Origin of the sequence: Methanobrevibacter sp. TMH8 (assembly GCF_020148105.1) — an archaeon.
Classification (GTDB): Archaea; Methanobacteriota; Methanobacteria; order Methanobacteriales; family Methanobacteriaceae; genus Methanobinarius.
Genome location: NZ_JAHLZE010000004.1, coordinates 1 through 15207, shown reverse-complemented (window position 1 = coordinate 15207; position 15207 = coordinate 1). Strand labels below are relative to the sequence as shown.

Genomic DNA, 15207 nt, shown 5'->3' with positions numbered 1-15207 from the left:
TTAATAGTCAAAACTATTAGCTAATAGTTAATATTATTAGTTAATATTTAATCCTGTTGGCTAATAGTTAATATTATTAGTAATATTATTAAATTCTCTTATTATTGATATTATTAGAATAAATATTATTAAAACACGAGAAAACAATTATGAGAATAGCTGTTGCATCATCAAATGGAAAAGATGTAGATCTTCATTTTGGAAAAGCTAGATCTATCTGTATTTTTGATTTTGATGAAGATGGGAATAATAAAACCTTTGTTGAAAGGCGGACTGTTGAATTTGAACCTGGAGCGAAACATCAGTGGATGAAAACTTTAAACACCATTGATGATTGTGATGTGGTTATTTGTGTTCAAGCAGGATTTAAATCAAAATTTGGAATTGAAGAAGCAGGTTTAAAACTTGTTCAAGATGAAGGTCCTATTGATGAAGTTTTAAATCGTTATATTGAACACTATAAGTTTATGAAGTCTCCTTTATAATCATATGAAATTTTTTATTTTTTATTTTTTTATTTTTTTTATTGCTATATTATATATTGAATTTAATACATTGAATTAATTTTAAATGGGGATAAAAATGAAATCAATAGTTATTTATGAATCTATTCATCATAATAACACTGAAAAAATAGCTAAAGTCATAGCTGATGAAATTGATGCAGAATTAGTAAATGTTAGAAATTTCACTGATTCTCATAAAAATCTCGATGATTATGATTTAGTTGGTTTTGGTTCTGGTATTTATTATGGGAAAATTCATAAAAATATAAAAAAGTTTATAGAAACTACAGAACATATGGATAATCAAAAGACATTTATTTTCACTACAAGTGGTCGAAGTAAAGAAGAGTACAATGAGAAATTTGAAGAATTATTAAGTTCTAAAGGATTTAATGTCATTGCTAACTTTACTTGTAAATGTTTTGATACTTTTGGTCCTTTAAAACTTGTTGGTGGGATTAATAAAGGCCGACCCAATGAAGAAGATTTAGATAATGCTAAAAACTTTGCAAAATCTTTATTAGAGTGAATTTTGGATTAATTTTTTTAACTTTTTAACTTTTTAACTTTTTAGTTTTTTAGTTTTTTAGCTTTTTAACTTTTTTAATATTTTAATTAATTTGAAAGTTATAGATGAATTTATAAGATATTTTATTTTTATAAATTTCATTATTATATCTCTTCAAAAACTTTAAATATGATAAACTTAAATGTTATATTAACCTTTATGGGCGGGTTTTAAAGCATTTTAAAACTTTATTATGAACAATTTTTACTAATATTTGGATTGAGTCCAATATCAGATTTATGAATTGGATAGTTTTATAGCTAATTACCTAATTTTGGTTAATTTTATTGTTTTTATATCTTATTATAGATAGTATTATCTAATTTTATATAAAACTTTAATAATATTATTTAAAATTTAAATTATTTGATAATTTAAGCTTTGTTTTATAATATTTTAGTATATAATTTTTTTACAGATTATTTATATTATATCTATATTATTTAAAGCTTAAAAATTAAAATTACAAACTAAAAAATTAAATAAAGAAAATCAAAGATTTTCTAACATTAATAAATCAAAGATTATTCAAAGGAAAAAATAAAAAATTTTTTCAAATAAAAATTAAAGGATGTTATATATATGGCAAAGGCAAAAAGAAGAAGAGTACGTGATACATGGAAAGAAAAATCTTGGTATACTATCAAAACCCCTGTAGCTTTTGGAGATAAAGAAATAGGAGAAACTCCTTCAAGAGATCCTGAATTTTTAAAAGGAAGAGGAGTAGAAGTCACTATGAGGGAATTAACAGGTGATTTCTCTAAACAATACATCAAATTAAAATTTGAAGTGGATAATGTAGCTGGAGATATAGCTAATACTAAATTTACTGGTCATAAAGTAACTACTGATTATGTTAGAAGTATGATTAGAAGAGGAACCAGTAGAATCGATACCCATGTTTACATTAAAACTAAAGACGATCATAAAATGAAACTTCATGTTTTAGCTATTACTACACGAAGATCTAAATCTTCTCAACAAAAGTTCATGAGAGAAACTATCACTGAACTAGTTGAAAAATTAGCTAGTGAAAGAAGTTATGAAGATGTTATTGAAACTTCTGTCAATGGAAGAATGGCTTCTGAAATCTATCATAGAGCTAAAAAGATTTACCCACTTAAAAGGGTAGAAATTATTAAAAGTAAAGTCTTAGATTAATTTCTAAGATTATTTTTATATTTTTTTATATTTTTTTATATTCTTTTTACAGTATTTTACAGTATTTTAAATTATTTTTATATTTTTTTTAGATTATTTTTAGATTATTTCTGCATTTTTTTAGATTATATTCTGTTTATTTTTATATTTTTTATATTTTTTTAGATTATTTTCATTTTTTTCTCCAATTCTCTTATATTATTTATTTTAATTATTAAAATCTTTAATTTAGCTTGTTTTAATTTTTAATTTTCTATATTCTTATTATATGGCATTATTTTTTCATTATTTTTGTTATAAATTTCTTTTTAAAAATATTAATAGAATAAATTAGTTTTTATAATTAATTTATCATTCAAATGGATTTTCGGTATATTTATATAAATCTTACGACAAATCTATCAATGAGTGATTGTATGGAACAGGCCTTGATAATAAATGGGATTTCTTTAATTTTATTGCTGATATTTGGAGCTTTTATATATAAACGAAAAGCTCTTGATGTTTGGGGAACTCTTGCAATGGTTATTATGGGAATAATAATTTTATTTTCTGCAGGTATTAGTTGGTTAATTTTAATCCTTATTTTCTTGATTTTAAGTCTTATAGCTACAAGACAAAGTAAATATTATAAACAAAATTTAGGAATATATGAAGGAAAGAGAACTGCAAAAAATGTTATTTCTAATGGTGTTATAGCTTTTATAATGGCAGCTTTCGGAGGTTATTACCTTCCTTTTATAGGAGGATTTATTGGAGCAGTTGCAACAGCTACTGCAGATACTATGGCAAGTGAAATTGGAATACTCCAAAAACCTCGCCTTATAACTACTTTTAGAAAGGTAGAGCCTGGAACTGATGGTGCGGTTTCTGTTCTAGGTACTTTTGTTGGAATACTGGGTGCAGGAATTATTGGGGTAGCTGCTTTCTTACTTGGAATAATATCAGATCCTTTTCTTTCACTTAAAGTTGCAATAATTGCAGGAACTGTAGGATGCTTTATGGATAGTATTCTTGGAGCTGTCTTAGAAAGAAGAAATATAATAAATAATGAACATGTAAATCTTTTAGCTACTATTACTGGAGCTATTATTGGTATAATTTCTACTTTTTAGATGTTGATGTTGTTCTGTTTTTATTTATTTTAGTTTTATTTTTATTTATCTTATTGTTACCTTATTTTTATTTATTTTATTTTAACCTAATTTATTGTATTTTATCTATTTTTATTTAATTTAATTTAATTTTTAAATTGTTAATCCAGATTTTATTTTCATTTTTTATTTCTTGATTTAATCACCTTAATCTAATTAATAACAAATATGTTTTTAATGACTTTTTCTTAATATTAATTAAAAACTTATATGTTCTAAATAACAATATAATTACAATATAATATTGAGTTTATAATTTTCATGTTATGGTGTGTGAAATGTCATAGTATGAGAATATATTCCAAACTTGAGTTTTAAACTCAATTTTGATAAAACTGATTAAATTACAATTATATAAAACTTGACTAACTGATAAAAAACAAGTGATTTCATGAAAGGAATGATTCTGATTATGGATGGGCTAGGAGATCGCCCACTGAAAGATTTAAATAATATGACTCCTTTGCAAGCAGCTAATACTCCAAATATGGATAAAATGGCAGAAAAAGGAATTAATGGATTGATGGACTCTATTAAACCAGGAATAATTCCTGGAAGTGATACGGCTCATATTTCAATACTTGGTTATGATCCATATGTAGTTTACACTGGTAGGGGTCCTTTTGAAGCATCTGGAGTTGGATTAAATATTATTCCTGGAGATATAGCTTTCAGATGTAATTTTTCTACAGCTGATGATAATAAGATTATTACTGATAGAAGAGCTGGAAGAATAAGAGAAGGAACTAAAGAAATCATTGATGAATTAAATACTATGGTTATTGAAGGGTATGAAGATGTAAAAATTATATTTAAAGAATCTACTGGCCATAGGGCGGTTCTTGTTCTAAGAGCAACAGGAAATAAACCTCTTTCTGATGCTGTTACTGATGCAGATCCTAAAAAAGAGGGTAAAATTCCAAAAATAGTTCTTCCAACTGATGATACAGAAGAAGCAAAAAGAACTGCAGATCTATTAAATAAAATTGTTAATAAATCTTATGAAATGATAAAAAATCATCCAGTCAATCAAGAAAGGGAAAAGAATAATGAACCTCCTGCAAATATAATTATTCCAAGAGGGGCTGGAGCAGTACCTGAAGTTGAATCAATTGATGATAAATATAATCTTAAATCCGCTTGTATAGCTGAAACAGGTCTTATAATGGGAATTGGACGGTTTGCAGGTATGGATATTATTGAAGTTGATGGGGCAACAGGTGGTGTAGATACAAACCTCGAAAATATTGCTGATACAATCATAAGTCATGCAACTGGAGATAAATATAATTTTTTACTTATTAACATTGATGGTGCTGATGAAGCAGGTCATGATGGAAATTTACAGGAAAAATTAGAATTTATAGAAAAAGTGGATGAAGTACTTATAAAAAGACTTCTTGAAATCGAAGATTCTTATATAATATTAACTGCAGATCATTCAACACCAATTTCAGCTATGGATCATACAGCAGACCCAGTACCAATGATAATCAGTGGTCCTGAAGTACGTGTTGATGATGTGAAAAAGTTCAGTGAAATTGAAGCTTATAAAGGTGGACTTTGTAGAATTCGTGGATCTGATGTAATGAATATTTTAATGGATTTAATGAATAATTCTACTAAATTTGGAGCTTAATTTCCCTAATTGTAGTTATAATAGTATTTATATGGGGTAAGGAAAATGCTAAAAGACATTGAAACAAACACTAAAGAGAATAAAAAGCTCTTTGGAACTTCTGGAATAAGGGGGAAAGTAGATGGTGAAGTTACAACAAATCTTGCTTTAAATGTTGGAAAAGCATTAGCTACTTATTTAGGTGGTGAAGGTGATGTTGTTATTGGTTATGATACAAGAACAACTAATAAAATGTTTGAAAATGCAATAACTGCAGGATTACTTGAATCTGGATGTGATGTTTTAAAAATAGGTATGGTTCCAACTCCTCTTGTTGGATATGCAGTGGAAAAATTAGATGCTGCTGCTGGAATAATGATTACTGCCTCTCATAATCCTTCCCAATACAATGGAATTAAAATTTGGAATAAAAATGGAATGGCATATACTCCATCTCAAGAAGAAAAAATTGAAGAAATTTATTACTCAAAAAACTTTAAGGAAGTTGGTTGGGAAAACATTGGGAAAATAAATTATATTGAAGAAATTAAACAAGAATATATCGATGATTTGTTGAATATAACTGATATTAAACCTGGTTTAAAAGTTGTAATAGATTCAGCTTCAGGAGCAGGATCAGAAATTTCTCCATTAATATTTCGAATGGCGGGGTGTGAAGTAATAACTCTGAACTCTCAAATCGATGGGTTTTTCCCAGGTAGAAATCCTGAACCTAATAAAGCAAATCTTCAAGATCTTATGAAAGTTGTTTTAGCTACTGGGGCTGATATTGGTATTGCTCATGATGGTGATGCTGATAGAATGATGGCAATAGATGAAAACGGTCGAATTGGTAATTTTGATAAACTTCTTGCTATTATTTCCAAATATATGGCTGAAAAGTCCAATAGTTCAAATATAAAAATTATCACAACTGTAGATGCAGGATTATGTATGGATGAAGCTATTACAGAATTAAATGGTGAAATTTTAAGAACAAAAGTTGGAGATGTAAATGTGGCTGAAGTGATAATTGAAAAAGACGCTGTCTTTGGAGGGGAACCTTCTGGAACTTGGCTACATCCTGATTTTTGTATGTGTCCTGATGGCATTCTTTCAGGCCTTAGAATGGCAGAAATAGTTTCAAAAAAAGGTCCATTATCTAAACTTCTCGATGAAATACCAAACTATCCTAATATTAGAGAAAAGATTATCTGCTCTAAAGAAGACAAAATTAATGTTATGTTGGATATGGAAAATTTATTAATAGCTGCTTTTGCTAATATTGATGATATAAATGTTTCTGATGTTAATGTTATTGATGGTGTTAGATTAACATTTGATGATGGAAGTTGGGTTTTAGTAAGACCTTCTGGAACAGAAGATTATATTAGAATAACTTTAGAAGCTAAATCTACTGATAAAGCAGAAAATATAAGAGATATTTCTTCTAAAATTATTAAAGATAATTTAAATTAAGAATATTTATTAAGGAAGTTAAGGAAGTAAAATTAGATAATAATTTTATGTTAATAAAATAGGTTATTAAGAGTTAGGAGTGAGATTTTTGAAAGCTATAATTTTAAGTGCTGGTGAGGGAACAAGAATGAGGCCGTTAACATTGACTAAACCTAAAACAATGCTTCCTGTAGCTGGTAAACCAATTATTCAGTACAATATAGAGTCATTAAGAGAGAGTGGAGTAACTGATATTCTTTTAATAGTAAATTATAAGGAATCAATGGTTCGGAATTATTTTAAGGATGGAAAAGAGCTAGGGGTCAATATATCTTATAAAACTCAAGAAGAATTATCTGGAACAGCTAATGCTATTGGATATGGTGAGGATTTTGTTGATGAAGAGTTTATAGTTCTAAACGGGGATATAATATTAGATACAGAACTTTTAACGAATATTATTGATGCTTACTCTAAAAAAAATCCTGATACATTGATGGTACTGACTGAAGTAGAAAATCCAACTCTTTTTGGTGTTGTAGGCCTTGAAGGTGATATAGTTAAAGAAATTATTGAAAAACCAACTATTGAAGAAGCACCAAGTAACTATGTTAACTCAGGTATTTATATATTTAACAAAGATATATTTGAAAAAATAGCTAAAACTCAAAAATCTACAAGAGGGGAGTATGAAATCACTGATTCTTTAGCTATGCAAATAGAAGATGGTAAAACTATATTGGGATTCAAGTCTAACAAACGATGGCTTGATGTAGGTCGCCCATGGGAACTTATTGAAATTAATGAATACTTTTTAAAATCAGTTAAAACTAATATTAAAGGAACAGTTGAACCTGGTGCTCATATTCACGGGAATATACACTTAGGTGAAGGTAGTGTTATTCGATCTGGTGTTTACATTACTGGATATGTTTATATTGGTGACAACTGTGATATTGGCCCTAATTGTTATATAAGGGGCAGTAGCTACTTCGGTGATAATGTAAATGTAGGTAATGCTGTTGAGATTAAAAATTCAATAATAATGGATAATACTAATGTAAATCATTTAAGTTATGTTGGAGATTCTGTAATTGGATCTAATTGTAATATAGCTGCTGGAACTAATGTAGCTAATTTAAGATTTGATAATGAAACTGTTAAAACAACTATAAAAGATCAAAAAATTGATAGTGGCAGACGTAAACTTGGAGCAATTTTTGGAGATTCTGTAAAAACTGGAATAAACTCAAGTTTCTCTCCTGGGGTAAAAGTAGGATTTAATTCATCAATAGGATCTGATGTTTTACTTTATGAAGATATTGGGTCAAATAAAGTTGTTCTAGTAAAACAAAACCATATGATTTCAGATAAAAAAGATTTAGATTGAACAAAAATATATTTTAGTTAGGGATTATAATGACAAATAATAATTCAAAAGGTATTAAACCGAATATTGATGATTCTGTAAAGTTATTTAAAGGCTCTCATATAATTGGTGATGTAACCATAGGTGAAGAATCTTCTGTATGGTATAATGCTGTTATAAGAGGAGATAGGGGACCTATTGTTATAGGAAAAAATTCTAATGTACAAGATAATTGTATTATTCATTGTTCAGATACTTTAACTACTACTTTGGGGGATTATGTTTCAATAGGGCATGGAGCAATTGTTCATGGTTGTCAGATTGGTGAAAATGTTATTATTGGAATGAATTCAACAATTTTAAATGATGCAAAAATAGGAAATGATTCTTTAGTTGGAGCAGGTTCTGTAGTAACTCAAGGAAAAGAATTTCCAGATAAAAGTTTGATATTAGGTACTCCTGCGAAATTGATAAGAGAATTAACTGATGAAGAAGTAGAAAAATTAAAAGTAAATGCTTTAATTTATGTAGAATTAGCTAAAGAACATCAATTTTCAATATCTTTATAATAATCCATTTGATACTAGATATGTTTATATTAATAATTTAGTTATTATATTATTGATATTAATATATTTGAGATTAAATTATATAATAATATCAATTTTAATTTAATATCAATTAAATTTTTAAGTTCAACTTAATTTTTATTCAATTTTTAATTTATTTTTTAATTTAATTTAAGGTAAAAACATGAAAATAAGAAAAGTAATAGAAGAATTAGATCCATATGTTCCTGGAAGATCACAAGATGAAATAGTTGCAGAATTTGGTTTGAAAAAAGAAGATATAATCAAATTGGGATCTAATGAAAATCCATGGGGTCCTTCAAAAAAAGCTATTGAAGCTGTTTCTAAAGAAGTGTCTGGAATGAACCGTTATCCTGAATCTGATTTGTCTAGCTTGGAAGAGGAAATTGCAAAATATTCTGGAGTAGATGTTTCAGAGGTTATTGTTGGTGGAGATGGTGCTGATGAAATTATTGATGTTTTAGCAAAAACTTTCATAGAACCTGGAGATGAATTTATTGTTCCAATTCCATCTTATATGTATTATGAATTTTTGTTCAAACCATATGGTGCAGTTCCTGTTTATGGAAAATGGGACTTAGATAATAATGTTCTTAATCTTGATTCTATTTTATCTGCTATTACTGAAAAAACAAAAATGATATTTTTATGTAGTCCTAACAACCCTACTGGTACATTGATTCCTCAAAGTGATATCATAAAGGTTTTAGAAGCTACTAAAAATAAAGATATTATTGTTGTTGTAGATGAAGCTTACTTTGAATATTCTGAAGTTAATAATGTAAACCTTATTAATGAGTACTCTAATGTCTTTATAATGAGAACTATGTCTAAAGTTTTAGGATTAGCGGGTATGAGAATTGGATATGCTTTAGCTAATAGTGAAATGATAGAATTTATGCATAGGATAAAACCAGTCTTTTCTCTCACTCGTTTATCATATTTTGCTGCATTAAATACTCTTAAAGATAAAGAATATATCGAACAATCAATAAAAAATGGGATTGAAAGTAGAGATTTCTTATTTGAAGAATTATCTAAAATAAAACCTTTAAATGTTTTTAAATCTTATTCTAATTATATACTTATGGGAGTAAGAGAAACTGGATATACCGCTGCTGAATTATCTCGAAAATTACTTGAAAAAGGAGTTATAGTTAGAGATTGTACTTCTTTTAAAGGTTTGGATGAATATTGGATTAGAGCCAGTATTGGAACTATGGAAGAAAATAAAAAGTTTATAAAGATTATGAATGACTTATTAAGTTATTAAGTTATTAAGTTATTAAGTTATTAAGTAATTAGGTAATTAGGTAATTAAATAATTAATAATTAGTAGTTATATAATTAAGTAATTAACAATTAATCATTAATATATAATATTTATATATAATATTTAATATTTAATTTTAATATGTGGTTTTATGGAAGTTGGAGGAACAATAATATCTTCAATTGAGTATGATGGAAAGATATCTCTAGTTATCTTCATGGCTAAATGTCCTTTAAGATGCCCATATTGTCAGAACAGCGAATTATTAGAAAATGGTGAGGAAACATCATTACAAGAAATATTTGAACTTATTGATGATTCGCAAGATTATATTGATGCAGTTGTAGTATCTGGAGGAGAGCCACTAGTTCACTCTGGAGATGTTATTAAAATATTAAAATATGCAAAATCTTTAGGACTTAAAACTAAGGTAGATACTAGTGGTTGTTATCCTAAACGTTTAGATGAAATTTTAAAGTATACTGATTATATAGCTATTGATATCAAAGCTCCTTTTGACAAATATAAGGAGATTATAGGTACTGATATTGGAAATAATGTCAAAAAAAGTATGAAAATAGCAAATAATAGTGATAATACTTTTTTAGAGTGTAGAACTACGTATGTTCCAACACTTTTAGATCATGATGACATTAAACAAATTTCTAATGAGATAGAATGTGATCTTTATACATTACAACAATTTAGAAATAAAAGTGTTTTGGATGAAAGGTTAGAAAAAATAGAAAGCCCTAATCCAAATGAACTAAGAAAATTAGCTAAAGAAATTAAACCTGTATTAAATAAAGTTAAAGTAAAGACAGCTGAATTTGGTGAGGAGTGTATTTAAGTCATGCCAATTATATCATTTGGAAGCCAAGATATAGATTTAATCACTGGCAAAAAAACAATGACTATTAGGAAGTTATGGAAAAATCCTCTTAAAGTTGGAGATAGACTTCATTGTTACTGGAATTTAGTTTCAAAAGAGAAAAAAAAAATATTTGAAGCTAAAGTCACTGATGTCCAATTAATTTCTTTTAAAGATTTAAAAAACAATGATAAATTAGCTAAAGAAGAAGGATATGAAAATTCTCAAGATATGATTAGAGAATTTAAAAAAATGTATATTAATAATATAGATGATGAAGATATGTTTCAGATAATCCATTTTGAAAAGTTAGATATTGATGAATGGGAAGGAGAACATATTGATGAGAAAGCTATGGTAACTCAAAGAGCTGATATTTTATTTGATAGTGGAAAATATGATAAATCAGCTATGTGTTATACAGCTGCTTTAAAATTTGATCCTAATGATATTTACCTTTTAAATAAAAAAGGAGATAATTTAACTCGTTTAGGAAAATTTGAAGAGGCAATTGAGTGTTATGATAAAGCATTAGAAATTGATCCTGATAATGAGTATATCTGGAATAATAAAGCTATAGCTCTTTTGAATTTTGGAGATTCTGAAAAAGCATTAGATGCTAATGATAAAGCTATGGATTTAAATTCTAAAAATTCTGTTGTTTTATATTGGAGAGGATTTATTTTAGAAGTTTTAGGAAAATTTGAAGAAGCTTTAGATATTTATGATGATTTATTAAAAATAGACAATAAAAATCCAGAAGTATGGAATGCTCGTGGAAATTTACTTTCAGAAATGGAAATGCCTGAAGAAGCTTTAGATTCTTATGATAAAGCATTAGAATTATGTTTCGATGAAGAAGATATCGATGCTGAAGCACAAAATAGGAAAGGTAATGCTCTTTTAGATCTTGGAAGGTTTGATGAAGCTTTAGATTCTTATGATATGGCTATTGAAATAGCTAAAAATAATTCTCAAGATCCTAGCTATTTTATTCTGAATAAGGGTGTAGTTTTAATGGAATTAAATAGATTTCAAGAAGCTACTGAAGCATTCACTCAGGTTTTAGCTATCAATCCTAACAATGATGATGCTAAAGTACTAAGAGATGAATGTCTAGAAAATTTATAAAATATGGTACACTAAGCTCCACGTCTCCTAGTTAATTATATAATTTACTTAGGAGGTAAATAATACAGATAATAACTATCATAAAGACATCCATTAAAAATGCTTTCAAATTATCTGACATACTATCACCTCCTTTTGTTAATAGTGGAGAAGCCATTAGCGCTAGGCTTCTCCTAAAAGAATTCAACGGCTTAGGAGCTTAGTATTACCATAATAATATTATGTAATAATTATTATATAAATATTACTGATCATAAAAATTGTATTAAAAATAAAAAAATTTATATATTAAAAAAATCAATATTAATATAGGCGCTGGGCTTCGAGATTCATTATAAAATGAATCTCACTCCATTTTTTTTTAAATTCGTTCTTTTTTATTTATTTCAATTATAAATATATATTAATTTAGATTTTGATTTTTACTCTTTTTTTACTAAAAACATAAACTAATTTAGTTCTAATATAAGTTTATTACTTCTAGTAGAAAATCAAAATTTAAGATGTTTGGTAATAAATTAAAGACAAAATCTAACTCATTCTGTCAAAATTTAGATGAATTAAAAACTATTTTTAAAGAAGGATTAAATAAATTTTTAAATGAGATTATTTTTTTTCATATGACATCAATTTTCCTTATTTAAAGCAAAATAGCTAAATCATTTCAACAATCTTTATTAATTCTCTATAATATACAGTTAATATGTGTCTAACTGTAAATTAAGATTAATAATTTTAGAAAATATATATTTTTTAATTTTATAAATTGAATGTAATTTTATAAAGTAAATATAATTTCATAAAGTAAATTGTATTTTAAATTTATTTCTCTATTTAATTTATAAAATATTATATACTTTATGAAACATAAATTATAATAGTGATATTATGATTAGTACTACAAAGATTTCTAAAGCTTTTCAGACAGTTGTACCTTCTGAATTTAGAAAAAAGTATGATATTCGCCCTAATGACATTATAGAATGGGTTGACACTAAAGAAGGGATCAAAATTAACATTCGTAAAAAAATAACTGATGAAGATATAGCTGGATCATTAACAGGTGATTTTAGCTATGATAGTGTTAAATTGAAAAAAATGTATAATAAAGGTATGGATATTAATAAAAAAAATTTAAAAAGAAAAAATAATAAATAAGGAGTTTTTGGATGATTTTTGTTGATGCTAATTTTATAATAGCTACGGCCTCAGCTGTTGATCAGTGGCATGATAAAGCTATTAAACTACTTCCTAAAATTAAAAAAGAAGAGAGAATAACTTCAGAACCTATAATTTCTGAAATAATCACATTAGTTGGAAAATTTCATGGTGCAAAAGCAGCAATCAATGTCTATAATTATATTAAAGATACTCATTTGATTTACAAAGATGAAAATTTATTTGATGAAACTATTGTTGAATATTTAAAATATGATGCTACTTTATCTTTTGCTGATAGTACAGCTGTTACTATTATGAAAGAGTTAAATATTCAAAAAATTGCTAGTTTTGATAGTGATTTTGATCGTGTTGATGGAATTATAAGAATTCATTGATATTTAAATCTAAATAGTAGTCAATATGTTTATTTCATCTATTTACCCAAATAGGATCTATTTGTTATTATTATTTTTATTTTAATTGATATTCATTGGGTTATGAAATATCAATTAATGTTTTTAATTACTGATTTTTAAATTTTTCAATTAAAGATATTCCCCATTTAGCCATTTCAGTAGCTTTTTCTTGAGAATCACTTTCAGAGAAACATCTAAATATTGGTTCTGTTCCAGAAGGTCTGATAATTACCCAACCATTATCTTTGAATATTTTAACACCATCTGTTGTGTCTATTTCATAGCCAAGTTTGGAGACTTCTTCAGCTATGTTATTCATTACTTCTTGTTTTTTATCATCTGTACATTCAGATTTCATTTTTTCTGAATAATATACTGGAAGTTCTGCTACAAGTTCTGATAGCTTTTTGTTTTCTGTAGCCATTATTTCTAAGATTTTAGCTGCTGATAATGCAGCATCTCTACCATAAACGAAATCGGGGAAAATAAGTCCTCCATTTTCTTCTCCACCAAATAGACCATTTTCTTCCATTAATTTTCTAGCTACTAAGAGATCTCCTACTGCGGTAGCTATTACTTCTCCATTGTTTTCATTAGCTATATCATAGATAGCTGTAGAAGTAGCTACTGTTGTTACAATAATACTATTAGCATCTTTGTGAAGTCCTTCTTCATTTTTCTCATTTAACATTCTTTTTTCAACTAATGAAAATGATTTATCTCCAAGAACAAAGTTTCCTTTCTCATCAATACATATTGTTCTGTCTGCATCACCATCATGAGCAATACCAATATCAGCTTCTAGATCTTTTACAGTAGCTATTAAATCTTGGAGGTTTGCTTCAATTGGTTCAGGATCTCGTCCTGGGAAAAATCCATCTGCTTGAGAATTTAAGGTTATTAATTCACATCCAAGTCTTTGAAGTATGTATGGTGCAGTATAACATCCTGCTCCTGATCCACAATCAAGAACAACTTTTAATTTAGCTTTTTTAATAGCTTCAACATTTACTCTTTTTAGAACTTCATCTATATATTCTTCAATTATTTTATCATTATTGAAAAGATTTCCAATTGATTTCCATGATGCACGTTTTGGTTCTTTATCAAAATAAATGTCTTCAATAGCTATTTCATCTTCATCTTTTAATCCTATTCCATTTTCATCTACAAACTTTATTCCATTGTATTTTGGAGGGTTGTGTGAAGCTGTTACTATTATTCCTCCATCATAATAATTTTTAACTGCATATTGTACTGCAGGAGTTGGAAGAATTCCAAGATCTATAACATCACATCCAGCAGAGGCAAGTCCTGCAGCTATAGCATTTTTTATCATATGCGTGGTTGTTCTAGTATCCCCTCCAATAGCTATCTTTCCTTGAAATACAGTTCCATAGCTTGCAGCTAATCTTGATGCAAATTCAGGTGTTAAAACATCGTTAGCTGTTCTCCTCACACCAAATGTTCCAAATAATCTTTTGTTAATAGCCATTAATTTTTCCTCCATTGTAAGACATAAAATTTAAGATTCGTGATAATAATTTTTCTTATTAAATTATTTTTTTAAATTATCATTTTATATTATATACTTTAAATTGTATTGTGATAAATATATAGTTTAGTTTTAAAAATGAGATTGTTTATTCTTAGCTGATTAAATTTTAAATAGTATTACTTTCATGTTTAATAAAAAATTTGACAGCTATATTTTTTATGTAAATTATTTTGTTTTCCTATTTTTTCATTTACTTATTGTTGTTTTGGGTTTATATATCCATATTTTCTATTGGAAAATATTTATTACAAAATCGTTATATTTATATATTATTATATCTTAATTATATTATAGTAAAAAACATATTACAAGTTGATTTGTGATTTTCTGTTTTTTTCTTTCTTCGTTTAATTGAAGTTAAACGAAGTAAATT

14 protein-coding genes are annotated in these 15207 nt (G+C 26.8%); 13 read left to right on the top strand and 1 reads right to left on the bottom strand.

What is annotated here, in order from left to right:
• Nucleotides 1–149 precede the first annotated feature (149 nt).
• The 13 genes from KQY27_RS00825 (at nt 150) to KQY27_RS00765 (ending at nt 13255) form a co-directional block, all read left to right on the top strand.
• Entirely contained in the window at nt 150–485 is a 336-nt protein-coding gene (locus KQY27_RS00825; protein ID WP_224424685.1) for a NifB/NifX family molybdenum-iron cluster-binding protein, read from the top strand.
• A gap of 97 nt (nt 486–582) precedes the next feature.
• Complete coding sequence (locus tag KQY27_RS00820) at nt 583–1035, top strand: flavodoxin family protein (protein ID WP_224424684.1); 453 nt, start codon at nt 583–585, stop codon at nt 1033–1035.
• A 621-nt stretch (nt 1036–1656) separates the two neighbouring features.
• Nucleotides 1657–2235 carry a 30S ribosomal protein S3ae gene (locus KQY27_RS00815; protein WP_224424683.1) on the top strand — a complete coding sequence of 193 codons (579 nt, stop codon included), beginning with the start codon at nt 1657–1659 and terminating at the stop codon, nt 2233–2235.
• A 416-nt stretch (nt 2236–2651) separates the two neighbouring features.
• Nucleotides 2652–3350 (top strand): TIGR00297 family protein, encoded by a 699-nt coding sequence (locus KQY27_RS00810; RefSeq protein ID WP_224424682.1) that lies wholly within the window; start codon nt 2652–2654, stop codon nt 3348–3350.
• 430 nt (nt 3351–3780) lie between these two features.
• Nucleotides 3781–5028 carry a 2,3-bisphosphoglycerate-independent phosphoglycerate mutase gene (locus KQY27_RS00805; protein ID WP_224424681.1) on the top strand — a complete coding sequence of 416 codons (1248 nt, stop codon included), beginning with the start codon at nt 3781–3783 and terminating at the stop codon, nt 5026–5028.
• Between the two features lie 45 nt (nt 5029–5073).
• Nucleotides 5074–6486 carry a phosphoglucosamine mutase gene (gene glmM, locus KQY27_RS00800; RefSeq protein ID WP_224424680.1) on the top strand — a complete coding sequence of 471 codons (1413 nt, stop codon included), beginning with the start codon at nt 5074–5076 and terminating at the stop codon, nt 6484–6486.
• 88 nt (nt 6487–6574) lie between these two features.
• Nucleotides 6575–7855, top strand: coding sequence for a bifunctional sugar-1-phosphate nucleotidylyltransferase/acetyltransferase (gene glmU, locus KQY27_RS00795; RefSeq protein WP_224424679.1), 1281 nt, complete (start codon nt 6575–6577; stop codon nt 7853–7855).
• 29 nt (nt 7856–7884) lie between these two features.
• A complete protein-coding gene (locus KQY27_RS00790; RefSeq protein WP_224424678.1) occupies nt 7885–8403 on the top strand; it encodes a gamma carbonic anhydrase family protein in 519 nt (172 codons plus the stop codon).
• Between the two features lie 184 nt (nt 8404–8587).
• On the top strand, nt 8588–9697 hold the full coding sequence (hisC, locus tag KQY27_RS00785; RefSeq protein WP_224424677.1) for a histidinol-phosphate transaminase: 1110 nt from the start codon (nt 8588–8590) through the stop codon (nt 9695–9697).
• A 151-nt stretch (nt 9698–9848) separates the two neighbouring features.
• Nucleotides 9849–10547 carry an anaerobic ribonucleoside-triphosphate reductase activating protein gene (locus tag KQY27_RS00780; protein WP_224424676.1) on the top strand — a complete coding sequence of 233 codons (699 nt, stop codon included), beginning with the start codon at nt 9849–9851 and terminating at the stop codon, nt 10545–10547.
• A gap of 3 nt (nt 10548–10550) precedes the next feature.
• A complete protein-coding gene (locus KQY27_RS00775; protein ID WP_224424675.1) occupies nt 10551–11699 on the top strand; it encodes a tetratricopeptide repeat protein in 1149 nt (382 codons plus the stop codon).
• An 888-nt stretch (nt 11700–12587) separates the two neighbouring features.
• Entirely contained in the window at nt 12588–12857 is a 270-nt protein-coding gene (locus KQY27_RS00770; RefSeq protein WP_224424674.1) for an AbrB/MazE/SpoVT family DNA-binding domain-containing protein, read from the top strand.
• An 11-nt stretch (nt 12858–12868) separates the two neighbouring features.
• Nucleotides 12869–13255 (top strand): PIN domain-containing protein, encoded by a 387-nt coding sequence (locus KQY27_RS00765; RefSeq protein WP_224424673.1) that lies wholly within the window; start codon nt 12869–12871, stop codon nt 13253–13255.
• Between the two features lie 127 nt (nt 13256–13382).
• On the opposite strand, the gene glmM (KQY27_RS00760) is transcribed toward KQY27_RS00765, so the two are convergent.
• Nucleotides 13383–14786: a phosphoglucosamine mutase gene (gene glmM / locus KQY27_RS00760; protein ID WP_224424672.1), complete on the bottom strand. Its 1404-nt coding sequence runs from the start codon at nt 14784–14786 to the stop codon at nt 13383–13385.
• Nucleotides 14787–15207: the final 421 nt, after the last annotated feature.